Source organism: Gilliamella sp. CG35 (assembly GCF_046635745.1).
In the GTDB taxonomy this organism is placed as follows: domain Bacteria; phylum Pseudomonadota; class Gammaproteobacteria; order Enterobacterales; family Orbaceae; genus Gilliamella; species Gilliamella apicola_I.
This window is the reverse complement of the sequence record NZ_JBIDFH010000001.1, coordinates 140,738-158,641: the sequence shown is the minus strand read 5'-3', so window position 1 is coordinate 158,641 and position 17,904 is coordinate 140,738. Positions and strand designations below refer to the sequence as shown.

The window sequence follows — 17,904 nt, the reverse complement described above, 5'->3', positions numbered from 1 at the left end:
CCTCGACGTTAAGCCTTGATTGCCGGTTTAACAATTACGTCACTATTGATTGCGCCTGGAACTGCACCTTTAATTAATAAAAGGTTGCGTTCAGCATCAACACGTACAATATCTAAGTTTTGAACAGTTACACGTTCATTACCTAGGTGACCTGCCATTTTACGACCTTTGAACACTTTACCTGGAGTTTGGTTTTGACCGATAGAGCCATGACCACGGTGTGCCAAAGAGTTACCATGAGTTGCATCTTGAGTACGGAAGTTCCAACGTTTAGTTACGCCAGCAAAACCTTTACCTTTAGATGTTCCAGTAACATCAACTTTTTTAACGTCTGTGAAAATATCAACGTTAATACTTTGCCCTACAGTAAATTCGCCTTCTTCAAAACGGAATTCCCATAGACCACGACCAGCTTCAACGCCAGCCTTAGCAAAATGACCTGCTTCAGGTTTATTTACACGGCTTGCTTTTTTGCTGCCAGTAGTAACCTGAATAGCTTGATAACCATCGTTCTCTAAAGTTTTAACTTGAGTAACGCGGTTGCTTTGAACTTCAACTACGGTGACAGGAATAGAAACACCTTCTTCGGTGAAGATTCGTGTCATTCCTACTTTACGACCGATTAAACCAATCATTGTTTAGACCTCTCAATCATTCAGCTTAGGATTAACCTAAACTGATCTGCACATCAACACCGGCAGCAAGATCTAGGCGCATTAAAGCATCAACTGTTTTTTCAGTTGGCTCAACAATATCAACTAGACGTTTATGAGTACGAATCTCATATTGATCACGCGCGTCTTTATTAACGTGCGGAGAAATCAATACGGTGAAACGCTCTTTGCGTGTCGGTAATGGAATAGGACCACGAACTTGCGCACCAGTGCGCTTCGCAGTTTCTACAATTTCAGCAGTTGATTGATCAATCAAACGATGATCAAACGCTTTTAACCGGATACGGATTCTTTGGTTCGACATGAGACCAGAGCTCCACTATTTAAAAGTTATAACAAAAGACTACTCCTCTTACCCTGTTTCGATTGACAGGAGAGTGTAATCCGTTCTTTTCGTAACCCCCAGATCGGGAGTATTGTTGATATAATTCAATATTATTAAATAAGGATTATATCTTCATACGCATTTGCTTATTAAAAATTCAACAAACAAAGTGGCGATGATTATACGTAAATTATTAACTAATGCAAGAAATAATTAATAATAGATGCTTTATTGATCAGCTTAAAAATAATGATAAACTCTTTTTATTGATTAAATTTCAAGCTAATCAAACAAGTTGTAGTGATTACTTAAGAAAATGATGATAATGAGGAATCTGTCGCCATGAAGTGATGGCGACAAGGCTAATGATCTTCTTTGGCATGATTAAGACTATATCTTGGAATTTCAACTTCAAGATCTTCATCGGCAACACGAGCCTGACAACTTAGCCGACTATGTGGTTCAACGCCCCACGCTTTATCTAACATATCATCTTCTTGTTCATCACTCTCTTCAAGTGAGTCAAAACCTTTACGGACAATACAATGGCAAGTTGAACAAGCACATGACATTTCACAAGCATGCTCAATTTCAATATCGTTACGTAAAGCGACTTCTAAAATAGATTCACCTTCTTGCGCTTCAACCGTTTTCCCTTCAGGGCAAAGTTCAGCATTTGGTAAAAATGTAATTTTTGGCATAATAATCTCGTTAGTTAAATATCATCAACTTTATGACCGGTTAAAGCTTGACGAATGGATCTATCCATACGCTTAGCCGCAAAATCCTGCGTCACGTTATCAACAATTTTAATTTGCTTTTCAATTTCGTATATATCATCAGATTCGCTTACCGCTTGTAAACGATGTTTAGCATTTAAAATTTGATTAAGCTGATGCTCATTCAATAAGTCAGCATCTTTATCTAATGCATTTTGTAAACTCTCAAGGACTCTTGCTGCTTCAACTTTTTGTTCAGCAAGCATTCTAGTTTGCTTATCTTGTTGAGCGTAATTGATGGAATCTTGAATCATAGTTGCAATTTCTTTATCAGTTAGCCCATAAGATGGCTTAACTTGTATTGCAGCTTCAACGCCTGTTGATTTTTCCATTGCCGTTACGCTCAGCAATCCATCAGCATCCACTTGGAAAGTGACACGAATATGTGCGCCACCAGCAGGCATTGGCGGAATGCCACGTAAGATAAATTGCGCCAACGATCGACAATCTGCTACATTTTCACGTTCACCTTGTAAAACATGAATCATCATAGCGGTCTGACCATCTTTAAACGTTGTAAATTCTTGCGCCCTTGCACAAGGAATCGTACTATTACGAGGAATGATTTTTTCAACCAATTCGCCCATTGTTTCGATGCCTAAAGATAAGGGAATTACATCAAGCAACAACATATCGGAATCCGGTTTATTACCCACTAAAATATCCGCTTGAATGGCAGCCCCAATTGCGACTACTCTATCTGGATCGATAGAAGTTAAAGGTTTTGTTTTGAAATAATTACCGACCGATTCACGCACAAACGGAATTCGGGTAGATCCCCCCACCATGACCACTTCAACAATTTCATCGATATCAATATCAGCATCTTTTAATGCTCGCCGACAAACAGCTAAGGTTCGTTTAACTAGCGGTTCAATGAGTTGTTCAAATTGATGTCGGGTTATAGTTAAGACCTGATTATCAAATGTGATCGTGACAGCATCTTGATGGCTGAGAGCAATTTTAATATCAACCGCTTGATGAATCATTCTCTGATTCAACTGTGCATCATGATGATTAATCAACCCTAATTCGTTTTTAATATACTCCGCAAGTAAACGATCGAAGTCATCACCACCAAGAGCAGAATCTCCCCCTGTTGAAAGAACTTCAAAAACGCCTTTATGTAAACGCAGAATAGAGATATCAAAAGTACCACCACCTAAATCATATACAGCAATGATGCCTTCTTTTCCAGAATCAAGGCCATAAGCGATAGCTGCAGCAGTAGGTTCATTCAACAAACGTAAAACGTGTAAACCAGCTAATTTAGCGGCATCTTTTGTTGCCTGTCGTTGAGCATCATCAAAATAGGCGGGAACGGTGATGACGACACCATCGATTTCAGCATTTAAACTCGCTTTAGCCCGATCTGCTAGAGCAATCAAGATTTCAGCAGAGACTTGTATAGGATTAACTTGCTGATTCGGTAAATTTAGTAATGGCACGCCATTTTCTGTCATGGATAATGGATAAGGGAAATGAGATGTGTCTATATCAGAAAGACGTCTTCCCATTAATCGCTTAACTGAACTTACTGTATTTTTTGGATCAGAAGTAGCACTGTTTTTAGCATTTTTACCAATTGTGATAATAGTATTATCATCATGATCAACACCATAATGTACAACTGAAGGCAATAAAAAATCGCCTTCTAAATCTGGCAGGACTTCAGATTTACCGCTTCGAACGGTTGCAACTAGTGAGTTGGTCGTACCCAAATCAATGCCAACCGCAATCCGACGCTGATGGGGTTCTGGTGTTTGACCTGGTTCACTAATTTGTAATAATGCCATTTAACTTATCTCTACTTGATGTGTTATTTATCTTAAATTATAAAGCATATTGCTTTTCTTGTAACTTTTCGATCTGTTCTATTAATCGAGTAAGATAACGAATCTTGTAGATTTGATTTAGGGCGGATTGCCAATCTTGTTGCGATATATTATTCAACAATTGATTATAAATATCTTTTTTACGCCCTGATATTTCAGACTCAAAGCTATCTAATAGTTCAAAGTTTGACTGACTTTCAATATCATCTAGCTTTTCACGCAAAACAAATTGCTCCATTAAAAAATCTGCATCATGAATAATATGTTGTTCCGTTGCCACATTAAAGCCTTGCAAAGATAGGAAATATTCAGCAGCTTTTATAGGATTTTTTAATACTTGATAAGCATCATTAATCATGGCTGATTTTTGAATAATCGCCATTTTTTCACTATCCGATGCCGTTGCAAAATTATCAGGGTGATACTGTCTTTGTAATTGCTGATATTGTAATGTTAACTGCTGCGTATCGACAGGTAATTGAATAGGTAGATGAAATAACTCAAAATAATTATTCACGCTTGATGCCTCAGTTAAACATTAAAGCTTTCGCCACAACCACATTCATTATGCGCATTAGGATTATTGAATTTAAAACCTTCATTCAATCCTTCTTTAACAAAATCAAGTTCAGTGCCATCAATATAGACTAAGCTTTTTTTATCCACGATAACTTTGACATTTTTGTCTTCAAATACACTGTCATCGTCATTAATCGTATCAGCAAACTCTAAAACATAAGCCATACCCGAACAACCAGATGTTTTAACGCCTAATCTTAGACCGATGCCTTTTCCACGATTAGTTAAAAAAGCTTGAACACGATCAGCGGCACTTGTGGTTAATGTAATAGCCATTAACTTTGCCCTTTTTTAGTCTTATAGTCATCAATTGCCGCTTTGATTGCATCTTCAGCTAAAATTGAACAGTGAATTTTAACTGGCGGTAAAGCGAGTTCTTTAGCAATATCCGTATTTTTTATTGCTTGTGCTTCATCTAAAGATTTACCTTTAATCCATTCGGTAACTAACGAACTTGAAGCAATTGCGCTCCCACAGCCATAAGTTTTAAATTTCGCATCTTCAATAATGCCATCATCATTCACTTTAATTTGAAGTCGCATGACATCGCCACAGGCTGGTGCACCAACCATACCACTACCAACATTCGGATCGTTTTGATCGAACGATCCGACATTGCGGGGGTTTTCGTAATGATCGACTACTTTTTCACTGTATGCCATAATTTACTCCTAATTTTAATGGGCTGACCATTTTATTTTTGATAAATCAACACCATCTTTAAACATTTCCCAAAGCGGAGATAAGTTTCTTAATTTATCAATAGAGTTTTTGATTAACTCAATAACATAATCCACTTCTTCTTCAGTACTAAATCGACCTAGTGAAAAACGGATTGAGCTATGTGCTAATTCATCATTAAGACCTAGTGCCCGCAATACATAAGAAGGTTCTAAACTCGCTGACGTACAGGCTGAGCCAGAAGATACAGCCAAATCTTTTAATGCCATCATTAACGATTCACCTTCAATATAAGCAAAACTGACATTTAAAATATTTGGTGCACTGTGTTCTAAAGATCCATTTAGATAAACTTCTTCTATATCTTTTAAACCGTTCCATAACCGATTTTTGAGTGCCAATAGACGTGGCATTTCAGTAGCCATTTCTTCTTTTGCTATCCGATATGCTTCACCCATACCAACAATTTGGTGCACAGGTAGCGTTCCAGAGCGCATACCTCGTTCATGACCACCACCATGCATTTGGGCTTCGATACGAACACGAGGTTTACGTCTTACATATAGCCCACCGATACCTTTTGGACCATAAATTTTATGACCTGAAAAAGACATCAAGTCTACTTTCAATTTGGTTACATCAATCGGTAATTTACCAACAGCTTGGGTTGCATCCACGTGAAAAACAATGCCTCTTTCACGACACATTTCACCAATTTTTTCGATATCTTGTATGACGCCTGTTTCATTATTAACGTGCATGATTGATACCACTGTCGTATCACTACGCATTGCCGCTGCGAGTTTGTTTAAATCTAATATTCCATCAGATTCAGGTGCTAAATACGTTACTTCATAACCTTCACGCTCAAGTTGGCGACAAGTATCAAGCACGGCTTTATGTTCAGTTTTACACGTAATAATGTGTTTACCTTTAGCTTGATTAAAGTGTGCTGCACCTTTAATGGCTAAATTGTCCGCTTCAGTTGCGCCAGAAGTAAAAACGATTTCTCGTGAATCGGCACCAATAAGATCGGCTATTTGATTTCGTGCAATATCAACCGCTTCTTCTGCTTGCCAACCAAATTTATGTGAACGAGATGCGGGGTTACCGAAAATACCATCCAGTGTTAGATACTGCATCATTTTTTCAGCAACTCTAGGATCGACAGGCGTTGTTGCTGCATAATCCATATAAATAGGTAGTTTCATTAAATACTCCCAATGACAAAATCTGTGTGCAAATTTTATTGCTTAATTTATTGATATTAGATTGCTTTGTCGACTAGCCACTTCTTTAACTTCTTTATTATTGACTAATTCGCTTAAAGTGATACTTGTTAAAAACTCATCGATACGTTCACTTAGGTCATTCCACAACGTGTGAGTTAAACATCTCACGCCACCTTGACATCCATCATGACCATAACATTTTGTTGCGTGAACCGTTTCATCGACGGCTTTAACAATTGAACTAATCGCAATTTGATCCATGCTTCGACTAAGCACATAGCCACCACCCGGCCCCCGAACACTAGAGACCAAACCATGTTTACGTAAACGGGCAAATAGTTGTTCAAGATAGGAAAGTGAGATTTGTTGACGTTCTGAGATATCTGCAAGTGATACGGGCCCTAAACCAGAATGTAATGCAATATCCAACATTGCAGTTACTGCATATCTCCCTTTTGATGTCAATTTCATTATTTATTCCCCTTTATATATGGAAGGTATTTTATATATCCTTCAATTTTAGTCAAGTATTTAGTTGACTATTTTAGTGGGAATTAAACCTTAAGTTCTTTCATCGACGAACAATGGTGAAATATGCTAATCTAGTAAACTAATTTGATATAGGAGTTGAGCAATGAAATCACTATTAAAGTGTATTTTAATAATAGGATTACTCTTTACTAAAAGTGCAATCGCGGTTAATACGCAGCAAGATTTACGAGCTAATTACAAAAAATGGCTTAACTCATATCAATCACTCAATCTTGATGAACAAACTGCTCTTTTAAAAGAGCTAAAAGATTACCCACTGTATCCTTATGCTGCAGTACAATATTTTCAAAAAAATATCAAAACGGTTTCCCCAGACATGGTGAGCAATTTTGTCACTCAGTATAGTAAATTTCCGTTAACAGCATCATTAAGTCAATCTTTCTTATCAGAATTGACCAATCGTCAAGATTGGACTGCTATTGTTGACTTTCCTAAAGATAACTCAATTCAATCTAACTGCCGTTATCAATACGCTTTGTTACAACAGGGTAATCAATCTGTTATAGAGACAGTAGAATCATTGTGGCTAACAGGAAAAGAATTACCTTCTGCCTGTGATCCTCTTCTTAATGCATGGAAAGATGCTGGAAAACAAACAAACAATATCATTTTGTTACGAATTGAACTTGCCATAGAAGCGAATAATTTAAAATTAGCACGATATTTAATCAATTTATTAGATAATGACTATAAAACAACCAAAAGTAATTTATATGCTTTATTAGATAATCCGAAAAAATTAGAGGATTTCTCTAAAAATATCAAAACCAGCAATTTTACTAAAAAAATTGTATTGGCTTCTTTTCCTCGAGTAGTTAAAGCGGATATGAATTTTGCGCAAATACTATTGCCAAAACTGGTACAGCAGCAACATCTAAGCGAAACCGAACTCATTGCATTACAAAAAAATTTAGCAAACAGATTTTTCAGTGATTCTGCGACAAATGAGCAAATTAAATGGCGTGATGATTACATTTCCAAGTATCATGATACAACGTTAGTTGAAAAACGCATTCGTGTTGCGATTGATGAAAATAATTATAAAGATATTGCTTATTGGTTATCACAATTAACACCCGAAGATAAATTAAAAGAAGAATGGCAATATTGGCAAGCTCGCGTCTATTTAGACCAAAACAAAAAAAATGAAGCCAGTACCATTTTGAAAAAATTATCGGCTAATCGTGGATTTTATGGCATGGTCAGCGCTCAATTGCTTAAGCAAAAATATTCTCTTAACAACCAATCCAGAAAAATTACACAAGCCGAGATAGCAAATTTAAAATCTAAGTATGATAATCAAACTGTTATAAAACGAATTAAAGAATTACGTTTCTGGAAGAAGTTAACAGAATCAACACGCGAATGGCGCTTTATGTTGAATAATCACGTTGAAAATAATGAATATTTAGATTTAGCTCAATATGCTTATTATAAAGGTTGGGGAGATCTTAGTATCCAAGCAACAATATCTGGAAAACTTTGGAATAATTGGACAGAGCGCTTACCTATTATGTATGAAGATATATATAAACAGGCATTAAAAGGTAAAGAGATATCTCTTTCTTATGCGCTGGCTATATCTCGTCAAGAGAGCGCTTTTGATGCCACGATACAATCACCAGCTGGGGCAAAAGGTTTAATGCAATTAATGCCGGCGACAGCAAAAGAAACAGCAAAAAAAGTTAGCTCAATTAGTTATACATCAACATCTCAGCTATCTGATCCCATGACAAACATAGAATTAGGGACATATTTTCTTAATAATGTTTATCAACAAAATGCTAAAAATCGTATTTTGGCGTCAGCAGCCTATAATGCTGGACCAAGTCGAGTTAAACAATGGTTAAATAATAGTGATGGTAAACTTGATGCAGTAGCTTTTATTGAAAGTATTCCTTTTACTGAAACACGTAATTATGTTAAAAATGTTTTAGTTTATGATTATATTTATCAAAATTTGTTAGGTCAAAAAAGGCATAATATTTTTACCGCAAACGAATTTAATAGAACCTATTAATGGTGGGCATTATGAAAACTCAAGAATGGAAACAAACAGTTGAAATATTACACCAAGCATTTAATGATGGTTATTCACTGGATATATTTAAACTGCTGCTAACCGCAGATGAACGTGATGCTTTAATTACCCGAGTGAAAATAATTCACTCTTTACTTGATGGTTCAATAAATCAAAGACAGCTTAAAGAACAATTAGGTATTGGTATTGCCACTGTCACACGTGGATCAAACAGTTTGAAAGAAGCATCACCAGAATTTAGACAATGGTTAGAAAAAACATTGTTAAATTGATTATAATGCTAGGTTATTACAATTAGTCACAAGATTGAATACAGATAACAACTTAGAATTACTACGAATTTTTCTTTAGAAGAACTTCATTTTCTGTTGCAACTGGCACACAATAATCGCATTCCATACGTTGGATATCTTTTGCCGTTTCAACCGTATTTTTATCTCGATTATGATGGATTTCAATTAAACATCCGGCACGTAAATGAACTTTTAAAGCTGGCATCGCAGCTAAATGCACCTGAGAAATAAAATCTTTAAAGTTTTCTGGTGTGCCAATATATTTGAAACAAAGATACAGACCACCTTCGCTAACAAACTGTTCAATATACTCAAGATGATTATTGTGTTCTAACGCTATAGTATAAAGTAACTCTTGTTCATTAGCATTTTCTTTACTTTTCAAGATACGGTTAAAAGCATAAATTTTATCCGGCAGAATTTCATTTTTATGGGTATAACGAGAAAGATAATTGTGAAAAAATTGCCCTCGCAACTTATTTTCTTCCTCTAATAATTTACTTAAATTACAGTTATTTTTATAAGTAATACCCCAAAATGTCTGTTTTGGCATATTAACGAATTTGGGTTCGGGTAATGTAAGCTGAGTTTTATTAAGTTCAATTGCTGGCGTTAATCCTGTCGGATCCCAAAATTCAGCGCGTCGATAACTTGCTGGGGTTTCATTGAACTGTTTTTTAAAAGAACGGGTAAATGTTTGCTGAGAATCAAAACGATATTGCATGGCAATATCTAAAATCGGCTTACTCGTCATTCGTAAAGAAAGTGCAGCATAAGTTAACCTACGATGACGAATGTAAGTACCAAGTACCTGACCGGTTACTTCTTTAAACATACGTTGTAAATGCCACTTTGAATAACCTGATTTTTGAGCAACATGATCAATAGACAAAGGCTGCTCCAGATTTTTTTCAATCCAAACGATAAGATCTGAAATAATGCTGACTTGATTCATAAAACCCCATCATAAAGTGAACTGGCAGACATCATGCGATTATGACTTAATCTTAGCAATAAGCAAGATTTAAATCCAAATTATTTAGTTTTTCTTAACAAAAAGAGTGTGTTCCTGCTTGATGCTCAGTCACATCTTTTACGCCTGCAAGTTCAGGAAATTCCATTAATAATTGTTTTTCAATTCCTTCTTTCAACGTATAATCAACCATTGAACAACCGTTACAGCCCCCCCCAAATTGAAGGACAACATAATTGTCTTCTGTTAATTCAATTAAACTTACCATACCGCCATGACTAGCAAGTTGAGGATTAATTTGAGTTTGAATCGTATAATTGACGCGTTCAATTAAAGGTGCATCATCGCTGACTTTTCTCATTTTGGAATTTGGCGCTTTTAACGTCAATTGCGAACCCAATTCATCAGTAACATAATCGATAACGGTTTCTTCTAAAAATGGTGCACTCATTTCATCAATGTATACCGAAAAATCTGCAAACTTTTCTTCTATATCACTATCTTCTACAGTATCAGCAGGACAATAAGAAACACCACACTCTGCACTTGGCGTACCAGGATTCATGACAAAGACACGAATTTGTGTATCTTGTGGTTGATTGGCTAGTAGTTTTTTGAAATGTTGCTGAGCTGATTCAGAAATGGTAATAATAGACATAACCCCTCACTTTTGATGCAATTAGGTAATAAACTAGCTAATTGATTTGTTGTAATAGTTGACTAACTATGTTGGTTATTATAGGGACTGTTTACAATTTTACAATACTGTGCGACATAAACAAATCACTTGAATATTCATTGCCCCGCATTTTTTTAGTTGCTGACTAACAGCATTTATTGTGTTTCCCGTAGTGACAATATCATCAATAAGCATTACCGATTTTTGAGAAAGATTTTTTCGACATTCATAAAGTGTTTCTACATTTTGTTTACGTTCTTTTAATGAAAGCTTTTTCTGATCTATTGCTCGTTGATGTCGATAGAGTAAATGAGGATAAAAATCACAATTTAACCATTTCGCTATCACTTTTGCCAACAATTCTGCTTGATTAAATCCTCTTGACCAATAACGTATATGATGTAATGGAACGCAAGTGACTAAATCCGGTTTTATGATTTCATTTGCAAGTCGTTTTTTATACCATGTTAAAAACATTAATCTTGCCAGAGCCAATGTCAGTTCCGTTTTATGATAAAACTTTAATTGCTGAATTAATTTTTTTAACGGATTAATGTATTCGCTAGTCGCAATTAATGTATCCCAATAGGGTTTATTTTCAAGACAACGATAACAAATCTGAGTGGATAAAGAATGCGGTAAACAACATTGCGGACATACCTTGTTTAATTTCGGTATGTTTTTTGAACATTGATAACAAATTCCATGATGTGCCAAATATAATGGCATATTGCATAAGAAGCAACGCATAATTCTCCAACTTTAAAAATAATGTCATCCAAAAATTTAAAACAATCATTTAATAAAGGATAAAACGTCAATACTAAGAGTTTGTTTTCAGACCATCGCATATCGTTCAAAAAATACTTTTTTCAGCCATAAAAATAGTACTCAAATGCAAAAACTTACTTATAATATCTTGTTTAACATGTTGAAAAATATTAAATAAACAATACCTCGAACTATTTCACAAAATTTTTTTGTATTTTGCACAATTGTTATTTAAATAAATTTTATATTCGGTATAATCAACAAACAAATGGACTAAGGAACAAATATAATGAATAAAATCAGATCATTAATCATCACATTGTGCTTAATTTTACTTTCACCCATTGCATTAGCAGATACAAAAGTATTGTTGCAAACCAGTATGGGGGATATTGAAATTGAATTAGACAATGAGCATGCACCAATTACGACCAAAAACTTTCTTGATTATGTTAAAAGTGGTTTCTATGAAAACACCACTTTTCATCGTGTGATCCCTAATTTTATGATTCAAGGTGGTGGAGCAGACGGTGAATTAAAATTTAAAGAAACAAATGCCCCAATTAAAAACGAAGCAGATAATGGATTAAAAAATGTGCGTGGTACGATTGCAATGGCCAGAACCGGTGTCATCGATAGTGCAACGAGCCAATTTTTTATTAATGTTGTCGATAATCATTTTCTCAACCACGATCCATCCAAAGATTATGGTTACGCAGTATTTGGAAAAGTGATAAAAGGAATGGATGTTGTTGATAAAATTGTCAATGTGCCAACTAAACGGATGGGCCCACATCAAAATGTACCGATTGAGCCAATTTATATTAAAAAAGCAATTATCATAACAGAATAAATGATTTTATTTATTCTACTTCATTTATTCAAAAGAACTGTCTTAATGATTTAAGACAGTTCAGTTTTAACATATTTTAATTAGTTCTATTTGTTTTATATTATCGCAAGCTTTTATTATCACAAGCTTCATCTATGCCAAGACTACAGGCTTTCTTAAAGTACTTAATGGCTAACAGTCTATTTTTTTCTACTCCTTCACCATTGTAATACATGACACCTAAATTATTTAACGCTTCTGGCGAATCTTGCTCCGCTGCTTTCTTATACCAGAACACAGCTGTTTCTTTATTTTTTTCGACACCTTCCCCTTCATCATACATTATTGCTAAATTATATTGAGCATCAACTAAACCTTGTTCGGCAGCTTTTTTATACCAATAAACAGCCTTTTGATCATCTTCTTCAACACCTTCACCTTCATCATACATTAGTGCTAAATAATATTGTGCCTGATCATATCCTTGTTCTGCTGATTTAGTTACCCAATGTAATACCTTATCGAAATCTCCCTCAACGCCCAAACCTTCCTCATAAGCTTGAGCTAAATAAAATTGAGCTTTTTTATCACCTTGTTCGGCTTCTTTTTGGCAAGCATCAAAAGCTTTATCATACTCTTCTGAATTCCAATATTTCTCACACTCGCCAGCGTAGGTTGCATTTGAAAACAATACTGTTAACAAAATAAAAAATACTTTTTTCATACCTTTCCTTATATCTCTAAATTATAAACATTTGACAAATTTTAAACTCTGCCTATTGTAGGAAAAAAACTCAAATTAGCAATAACAAAAATTATTAAGAATTATTAAACTAATCGGTTTTAATAAATAGATATTACATCCCTTAACAATGAATCATGCTTTTTTTAATTTACTCAATAAGTGAGCAATAGTTCTGACCCCAACACCTGTTGCTCCCGTTGCCCATAATGCAGTTGCACTTTTACGGAAAGTGGCTGAGCAATCGATATGTAACCAGTTTTGCTGATAATTTTTAATAAAATGTGATAAAAATGCCGCTGCAGTACTTGCCCCTGCTGTGTTAGGTAATCCAGAATTAGACATGTCTGCAAAGGATGAAGGAAATTGAGAGCGATGAAATTCGGCTAATGGTAAACGCCAAAATGCTTCATGTTCAATATCGCTACTTGCCAATAACAATTGAGCAAATTTATCATCAAATGAAAGTAGTGATTGATAATCATTACCCACCGCAATTTTTGCTGCACCCGTCAATGTTGCACAATCGATAATATAATGTGGTTTATCATTATCGGCACAAATTAACCCATCGGCTAACACTAAACGACCTTCAGCATCGGTATTATCAATTTCAACTGTTTTACCATTACGATAACAAATAATATCCCCTAGTTTAAAAGCGCTACCACTCACTAAGTTATCTGCACAACATAGATAAAGTTTAATACGGTGATTTATGCCTCGTGCAATAGCAAGCGCTAATGCACCAGCGACTAGCGCTGCTCCGCCCATATCTGAGCGCATCGACTCCATAAAACTACTTGGTTTTAAACTATAACCACCAGAATCAAATGTGATCCCTTTACCCACTAAACAAGCAGTAATCGGTGTTCTTGGATTTTTACCCGGATTATAATCAAGTTCAAGTAGCGCTGCCGGTCTATCTGAGCCTTTGCCAACAGTATAGATCCCCATATAATCATGCTCTTTTAAAGCTTCGCCTGAAATAATTTTGTATGTTACATCTGTCGAATATTGACTGATGAGTTTGGCACTTTGCGTAGCTAATTCAAGGGGGCTCAATGTTTCCGCTTGCTGGTTAACAATATCTCGACACCAATCAATAATGACCAGACGATGTGTTAATTCTGCTTTATCTTTGCTATCCAGCTTTGCCCAAGTGACTTTATTGTTGTTTTTTGCATTACGATAACCCAACCAAAAATGCCAACAAGCTTCTAAATCCCATCCTTGACCACTAAGTTTAACCGATTTAATACCTTGATTATCGAGTTTACGCCCTGCACGTTGAATTGCCCCTAAACGATGCTCAGTTTTATAATGAATGGTAATTGATTCATCTGAAAAACTCAGTAGTGCATCTTTACCCCATTGCGAGGGTGCAGGTTTTTCAGAAAGTAAAATAGATAACATCGACATAAGCAGAACTCCAATTATTGATAAAAATAAAACAATGGCTTAATTCTAATCAGAAACATGCTAATATAGCAAGCAGGTTAAGAATAAATAAGGATTCGTTATGACATCTGCTGTACCAATAAAAAATGGAATTAATTTTCGTGATTTAGGTGGAATTAAAACACAAGATGGACGTCAAATACGTAAAGGAAAATTATATCGTGCAGGTGAATTTTCACGTATTAGCGAACAAGAAAAAGACTTCTTAGCGAATGAATTAAAATTACACTACATTTTAGACTATCGAGATCCGAACGAAATCAATCGCTATCCCGACAATTTATGGCGTAATGCCAACTATATTAATGTTCCGGCAAATCCATTAAGTGATGAAGTGACAGCCAGTTTAACCTCAGAAATTGAAGATGATATTTTTACCATTAAAAAAACGTCACCCTTTGATTTTATGATCAAACTTTATCAATTATTACCTTTCAATAATCCTGCTTATCAGAAACTTACTGACATTTTATTAAATGGTAATGGGCAACCCTTAGTTCAGCATTGTGCTGTCGGCAAGGATAGAACGGGCATTGGTGTCGCTTTAACACTGTTTGCATTAGGCGTGAGTGAAGACGTTGTCATGCAAGACTATTTACTTACCGAACAATTATTAAAAGATTTTCGTGACACCATTCTTAACCAGAATAAAAACCAATTAACGGCAACCGAACTTGAAAATCAAAAAGTGATTTTTGCTGCTAAAGAAGCGTACCTAACCGCCGCAATAACGGCAATTAAACAGCGTTATCAGACTATTGATAATTGGTTAGCTCAGGAATATCAATTAGATAATAACAAAAGAAAGGTACTTCAAGACCTTTATCTAATTTAGACAATATCAATGATATAGATAGTTAATCTATACTTAAATAATAATCACATCAACGATGTTATCGATTGAAATGTGAAGTCATAAAATAGCAATGTGAGGAAATAAAAATGTTAACCGATCAAATGGTCAAAAAGCTTAATGAGCAATTAAATTTAGAGTTTTACTCTTCAAATCTGTACCTACAAATGAGTGCTTGGTGTGATGACCAAAATTTTCCATCTTTCGGAAAGTTTTTAAGAGATCATGCGGGTGAAGAACGCCAACATATGGAGCGTTTATTTGATTATGTTTTAGATTGTGGCTCCTTAGCTTTAATTGGCAAAATTGAAGCCCCTGAATCACAATATCCTTCTTTACTTGAATTATTTAAAGTGGCTTATCAGCACGAACTTAAAATTACCAAAGCAATTAATGCGCTGGTTGATTATGCGTTAACACAGAAAGATTTTTCGACATTTAACTTTTTACAATGGTATGTTTCTGAACAACATGAAGAAGAAAAACTCTTCAAAAGCATTGTCGATAAACTCGAATTAGTCGGTGAAAATAAGCGTGACCTATTCTTTATGGATAAAGATTTTAACAAAACGTTAAGTGAATCAGGTTTATTAACGACCAACGAATAATTAATACAACATGTTAATCTGCTTCATTTTTTGATGTGGCAGATTAGCGTCTTTAACGTTGTAAGATAAACCTTGTTATCGGCACACTACTATTGACCGCCAAATGGACATCATCAATCTGCTGATATTGATAATAAAAATGACTTGCAAAAGGAGCATGAATCAATTGGTGATTAAGGTCAATTTTCACAGATTTCATTTGCCAAACACCTTTCGCATACAGCTTTAAAGCAGACTCTTTTAACGTCCATAATTGCCAAAAAGCCGATAATGTATCGGTTTGCGCTATCATCCATTGATATTCATCATCATCAAAAAAGTTTTCTGCTACTTTTAAATAGTGTTTACGCTGGCGAGCAAGTTCAATATCTAAACCTACTTTACCGTTTAAAGATATCGCGACAGCTACCCTATCTTGGCTATGGCTGATATTAAAATCAGGAAGAGTTCGATCTAAAAAACATGGGCGACTATTTTCACCGATTACGATTGTTGGCAAGGTAGAGCAATGGCAATACTGATTAAGCAAATCTGCTAATATCGAACGACAGATTAAAAACTGTTTTTTACGTTGCCCATTCATCTGATTGGCATCGTTGATAATTTGCTCTGATAACAACGCATAATTAATTGTCGCCGTATTTATATTGGCTAGTTGGATGATTAGCATAATTGAAAAGCCAGTATTCATAAAAATTATTTTTTACTATTTTAACAGCATGCTATGCTAACTGTTATTAAAATTTCTCAGATAGCTAAGGATACATCATGTCATTACAAACCAAATTAGTGAATGCTGGTCGCAAAAAACGCTATACCCAAGGCGCTGTAAATTCGGTAATTCAGCGTGCTTCTTCATTAGTCTTCGACACTGTCGCTGCAAAAAAAGAAGCAACAGAAAATCGAGCCAAAGGGGCACTATTCTATGGACGCCGAGGCACATTAACCCACTTTTCACTTCAAGATGCCATGATTGAAATTGAAGGCGGAGCCGGATGTTATCTTTATCCATGTGGTGCAGCTGCAATTGCTAATGCCATTTTAGCTTTTGTAAAAACCGGGGATCATATCCTTGTATCCGAAGCCAGCTACGAACCAACTCAAGAATTTTGTAATCATATTTTAAAGGATCTTGGCGTCGAAACCGATTACTTTTCACCTTTAGTTGGTCGCTATATCACTAACCATATTAAACCGAATACCAAAGTCGTATTTTTAGAATCGCCAAGCTCCATTACCATGGAAGTGCATGATGTACCGGCCATCGTTAAAGCGATTCGCCATGCAAATCCTGATATTATCATTATGATGGATACGACTTGGGCTGCTGGTGTATTATTTAAAGCCTTAGATCATGATATTGATATCTCAATTCAGGCAGGCACAAAATATTTAATTGGTCATTCTGATGCAATGTTAGGTACCGCGGTTGCTAATGAAAGATGCTGGGATAGACTACGAGAACGCTCTTATTTAATGGGACAAATGTGCGATGCCGATACGGCTTATATGGCAGCACGAGGGTTACGCACCTTAGCTATCAGATTAAAACAACATCATGAAAGTGGATTAAAAATAGCAAAATGGTTGGCTAATCACCCGCAAGTTGCAACAGTGAATCACCCAGCATTAGAAAGTTGCAAAGGACATGAATTTTTTAAGCGTGATTTTACGGGAGCAAGTGGACTATTTTCTTTTATACTTCATGATCGCCTAAGTGATGTTCAACTTTCCGATTTTCTGGATAATTTAACCCATTTTTCTATGGCTTATTCATGGGGCGGATTTGAGTCATTAATTTTAGCCAATCAACCGGAAGAACTAGCTAAAATTAGACCTGTTTCGGGTATTAGTTTTACAGGCACACTCATCCGATTACATATCGGTCTTGAAGACCCTGAAGATTTAATTGCTGATCTTGCTGCTGGTTTAGAAAGAATCAATCAGCATAATCATAAAGCAAATGCACTACAAAGCTTAGTATAATCGGGAAA

At 35.5% G+C, this 17,904-nt stretch carries 21 protein-coding genes; 6 read left to right on the top strand and 15 right to left on the bottom strand.

Translation table 11 applies throughout. The features are described 5' to 3' along the window. Nucleotides 1-8: 8 nt before the first annotated feature. The 9 genes from rplC to iscR all read right to left on the bottom strand — a co-directional run bounded on the left by rplC (nucleotide 9) and on the right by iscR (nucleotide 6,576). Nucleotides 9-635: a 50S ribosomal protein L3 gene (gene rplC, locus ACGH4F_RS00705; protein ID WP_065558577.1), complete on the bottom strand. Its 627-nt coding sequence runs from the start codon at nucleotides 633-635 to the stop codon at nucleotides 9-11. A 31-nt stretch (nucleotides 636-666) separates the two neighbouring features. Further along, nucleotides 667-978, bottom strand: a complete 312-nt coding sequence (gene rpsJ / locus ACGH4F_RS00700) for a 30S ribosomal protein S10 (RefSeq protein ID WP_006120582.1) — start codon at nucleotides 976-978, stop codon at nucleotides 667-669. A gap of 383 nt (nucleotides 979-1,361) precedes the next feature. Beyond that, complete coding sequence (gene fdx, locus ACGH4F_RS00695; RefSeq protein WP_065558576.1) at nucleotides 1,362-1,700, bottom strand: ISC system 2Fe-2S type ferredoxin; 339 nt, start codon at nucleotides 1,698-1,700, stop codon at nucleotides 1,362-1,364. A gap of 14 nt (nucleotides 1,701-1,714) precedes the next feature. Continuing rightward, nucleotides 1,715-3,574, bottom strand: coding sequence for a Fe-S protein assembly chaperone HscA (gene hscA, locus ACGH4F_RS00690; protein WP_411589601.1), 1,860 nt, complete (start codon nucleotides 3,572-3,574; stop codon nucleotides 1,715-1,717). Between the two features lie 37 nt (nucleotides 3,575-3,611). Continuing rightward, nucleotides 3,612-4,130 (bottom strand): Fe-S protein assembly co-chaperone HscB, encoded by a 519-nt coding sequence (gene hscB / locus ACGH4F_RS00685; RefSeq protein WP_267350304.1) that lies wholly within the window; start codon nucleotides 4,128-4,130, stop codon nucleotides 3,612-3,614. Nucleotides 4,131-4,144: 14 nt separating this feature from the next. Beyond that, on the bottom strand, nucleotides 4,145-4,468 hold the full coding sequence (gene iscA / locus ACGH4F_RS00680) for an iron-sulfur cluster assembly protein IscA (RefSeq protein WP_065558573.1): 324 nt from the start codon (nucleotides 4,466-4,468) through the stop codon (nucleotides 4,145-4,147). Continuing rightward, a complete protein-coding gene (iscU, locus tag ACGH4F_RS00675) occupies nucleotides 4,468-4,854 on the bottom strand; it encodes a Fe-S cluster assembly scaffold IscU (protein WP_065558572.1) in 387 nt (128 codons plus the stop codon). Before iscU ends, iscA begins: the two co-directional genes overlap by 1 nt. A gap of 15 nt (nucleotides 4,855-4,869) precedes the next feature. After that, complete coding sequence (locus ACGH4F_RS00670) at nucleotides 4,870-6,084, bottom strand: IscS subfamily cysteine desulfurase (protein WP_065558571.1); 1,215 nt, start codon at nucleotides 6,082-6,084, stop codon at nucleotides 4,870-4,872. 42 nt (nucleotides 6,085-6,126) lie between these two features. Next, the gene (iscR, locus tag ACGH4F_RS00665) at nucleotides 6,127-6,576 is read right to left on the bottom strand and encodes a Fe-S cluster assembly transcriptional regulator IscR (RefSeq protein ID WP_065558570.1); all 450 of its coding nucleotides are present in this window, start codon (nucleotides 6,574-6,576) and stop codon (nucleotides 6,127-6,129) included. A 163-nt stretch (nucleotides 6,577-6,739) separates the two neighbouring features. Here iscR and sltY point away from each other — a divergent pair, with 163 nt between their 5' ends. Further along, nucleotides 6,740-8,677: a murein transglycosylase gene (sltY, locus tag ACGH4F_RS00660; protein WP_411589598.1), complete on the top strand. Its 1,938-nt coding sequence runs from the start codon at nucleotides 6,740-6,742 to the stop codon at nucleotides 8,675-8,677. Between the two features lie 11 nt (nucleotides 8,678-8,688). Further along, on the top strand, nucleotides 8,689-8,970 hold the full coding sequence (trpR, locus tag ACGH4F_RS00655; protein WP_218837341.1) for a trp operon repressor: 282 nt from the start codon (nucleotides 8,689-8,691) through the stop codon (nucleotides 8,968-8,970). 61 nt (nucleotides 8,971-9,031) lie between these two features. Here the strand turns inward: trpR and robA are convergent, their stop codons facing one another. The 3 genes from robA to ACGH4F_RS00640 form a co-directional block, all read right to left on the bottom strand. Further along, nucleotides 9,032-9,946, bottom strand: a complete 915-nt coding sequence (gene robA, locus ACGH4F_RS00650; protein WP_267350297.1) for an MDR efflux pump AcrAB transcriptional activator RobA — start codon at nucleotides 9,944-9,946, stop codon at nucleotides 9,032-9,034. A gap of 94 nt (nucleotides 9,947-10,040) precedes the next feature. Continuing rightward, a complete protein-coding gene (gene nfuA, locus ACGH4F_RS00645; protein WP_065558691.1) occupies nucleotides 10,041-10,616 on the bottom strand; it encodes a Fe-S biogenesis protein NfuA in 576 nt (191 codons plus the stop codon). 105 nt (nucleotides 10,617-10,721) lie between these two features. Beyond that, complete coding sequence (locus ACGH4F_RS00640; RefSeq protein WP_267358904.1) at nucleotides 10,722-11,393, bottom strand: phosphoribosyltransferase family protein; 672 nt, start codon at nucleotides 11,391-11,393, stop codon at nucleotides 10,722-10,724. A 310-nt stretch (nucleotides 11,394-11,703) separates the two neighbouring features. Between ACGH4F_RS00640 and ACGH4F_RS00635 the strand changes: the two genes are divergently transcribed. Then, nucleotides 11,704-12,267 (top strand): peptidylprolyl isomerase, encoded by a 564-nt coding sequence (locus ACGH4F_RS00635; RefSeq protein WP_267379647.1) that lies wholly within the window; start codon nucleotides 11,704-11,706, stop codon nucleotides 12,265-12,267. Between the two features lie 100 nt (nucleotides 12,268-12,367). Here ACGH4F_RS00635 and ACGH4F_RS00630 read toward each other — a convergent pair whose 3' ends face one another. Both ACGH4F_RS00630 and pepB read right to left on the bottom strand, forming a co-directional pair. Further along, on the bottom strand, nucleotides 12,368-12,970 hold the full coding sequence (locus ACGH4F_RS00630; protein WP_267358907.1) for a tetratricopeptide repeat protein: 603 nt from the start codon (nucleotides 12,968-12,970) through the stop codon (nucleotides 12,368-12,370). A gap of 153 nt (nucleotides 12,971-13,123) precedes the next feature. Next, entirely contained in the window at nucleotides 13,124-14,416 is a 1,293-nt protein-coding gene (gene pepB, locus ACGH4F_RS00625) for an aminopeptidase PepB (protein WP_411589699.1), read from the bottom strand. Nucleotides 14,417-14,510: 94 nt separating this feature from the next. On the opposite strand from pepB, the gene ACGH4F_RS00620 reads away from it, so the two are divergent. Both ACGH4F_RS00620 and ftnA read left to right on the top strand, forming a co-directional pair. Beyond that, nucleotides 14,511-15,284: a tyrosine-protein phosphatase gene (locus tag ACGH4F_RS00620; RefSeq protein ID WP_267379642.1), complete on the top strand. Its 774-nt coding sequence runs from the start codon at nucleotides 14,511-14,513 to the stop codon at nucleotides 15,282-15,284. 107 nt (nucleotides 15,285-15,391) lie between these two features. Beyond that, nucleotides 15,392-15,910 (top strand): non-heme ferritin, encoded by a 519-nt coding sequence (ftnA, locus tag ACGH4F_RS00615; protein WP_267358913.1) that lies wholly within the window; start codon nucleotides 15,392-15,394, stop codon nucleotides 15,908-15,910. Nucleotides 15,911-15,962: 52 nt separating this feature from the next. Here the strand turns inward: ftnA and ACGH4F_RS00610 are convergent, their stop codons facing one another. Then, complete coding sequence (locus ACGH4F_RS00610; RefSeq protein WP_411589594.1) at nucleotides 15,963-16,601, bottom strand: 4'-phosphopantetheinyl transferase family protein; 639 nt, start codon at nucleotides 16,599-16,601, stop codon at nucleotides 15,963-15,965. Nucleotides 16,602-16,678: 77 nt separating this feature from the next. Here ACGH4F_RS00610 and metC point away from each other — a divergent pair, with 77 nt between their 5' ends. Beyond that, entirely contained in the window at nucleotides 16,679-17,896 is a 1,218-nt protein-coding gene (metC, locus tag ACGH4F_RS00605) for a cystathionine beta-lyase (RefSeq protein ID WP_411589592.1), read from the top strand. The last annotated feature ends 8 nt before the right edge of the window (nucleotides 17,897-17,904 follow it).

Excerpts from the sequence above, each read along its gene's own strand:
- rplC (WP_065558577.1), bottom strand. The coding sequence starts at position 635 with ATGATTGGTTTAATCGGTCGTAAAGTAGGAATGACACGAATCTTCACC.
- rpsJ (WP_006120582.1), bottom strand. The coding sequence starts at position 978 with ATGTCGAACCAAAGAATCCGTATCCGGTTAAAAGCGTTTGATCATCGT.
- fdx (WP_065558576.1), bottom strand. The coding sequence starts at position 1,700 with ATGCCAAAAATTACATTTTTACCAAATGCTGAACTTTGCCCTGAAGGG.
- hscA (WP_411589601.1), bottom strand. The coding sequence starts at position 3,574 with ATGGCATTATTACAAATTAGTGAACCAGGTCAAACACCAGAACCCCAT.
- iscA (WP_065558573.1), bottom strand. The coding sequence starts at position 4,468 with ATGGCTATTACATTAACCACAAGTGCCGCTGATCGTGTTCAAGCTTTT.
- iscU (WP_065558572.1), bottom strand. The coding sequence starts at position 4,854 with ATGGCATACAGTGAAAAAGTAGTCGATCATTACGAAAACCCCCGCAAT.
- ACGH4F_RS00670 (WP_065558571.1), bottom strand. The coding sequence starts at position 6,084 with ATGAAACTACCTATTTATATGGATTATGCAGCAACAACGCCTGTCGAT.
- iscR (WP_065558570.1), bottom strand. The coding sequence starts at position 6,576 with ATGAAATTGACATCAAAAGGGAGATATGCAGTAACTGCAATGTTGGAT.
- sltY (WP_411589598.1), top strand. The coding sequence starts at position 6,740 with ATGAAATCACTATTAAAGTGTATTTTAATAATAGGATTACTCTTTACT.
- trpR (WP_218837341.1), top strand. The coding sequence starts at position 8,689 with ATGAAAACTCAAGAATGGAAACAAACAGTTGAAATATTACACCAAGCA.
- robA (WP_267350297.1), bottom strand. The coding sequence starts at position 9,946 with ATGAATCAAGTCAGCATTATTTCAGATCTTATCGTTTGGATTGAAAAA.
- ACGH4F_RS00640 (WP_267358904.1), bottom strand. The coding sequence starts at position 11,393 with ATGCGTTGCTTCTTATGCAATATGCCATTATATTTGGCACATCATGGA.
- ACGH4F_RS00635 (WP_267379647.1), top strand. The coding sequence starts at position 11,704 with ATGAATAAAATCAGATCATTAATCATCACATTGTGCTTAATTTTACTT.
- ACGH4F_RS00630 (WP_267358907.1), bottom strand. The coding sequence starts at position 12,970 with ATGAAAAAAGTATTTTTTATTTTGTTAACAGTATTGTTTTCAAATGCA.
- ACGH4F_RS00620 (WP_267379642.1), top strand. The coding sequence starts at position 14,511 with ATGACATCTGCTGTACCAATAAAAAATGGAATTAATTTTCGTGATTTA.
- ftnA (WP_267358913.1), top strand. The coding sequence starts at position 15,392 with ATGTTAACCGATCAAATGGTCAAAAAGCTTAATGAGCAATTAAATTTA.
- ACGH4F_RS00610 (WP_411589594.1), bottom strand. The coding sequence starts at position 16,601 with ATGAATACTGGCTTTTCAATTATGCTAATCATCCAACTAGCCAATATA.
- metC (WP_411589592.1), top strand. The coding sequence starts at position 16,679 with ATGTCATTACAAACCAAATTAGTGAATGCTGGTCGCAAAAAACGCTAT.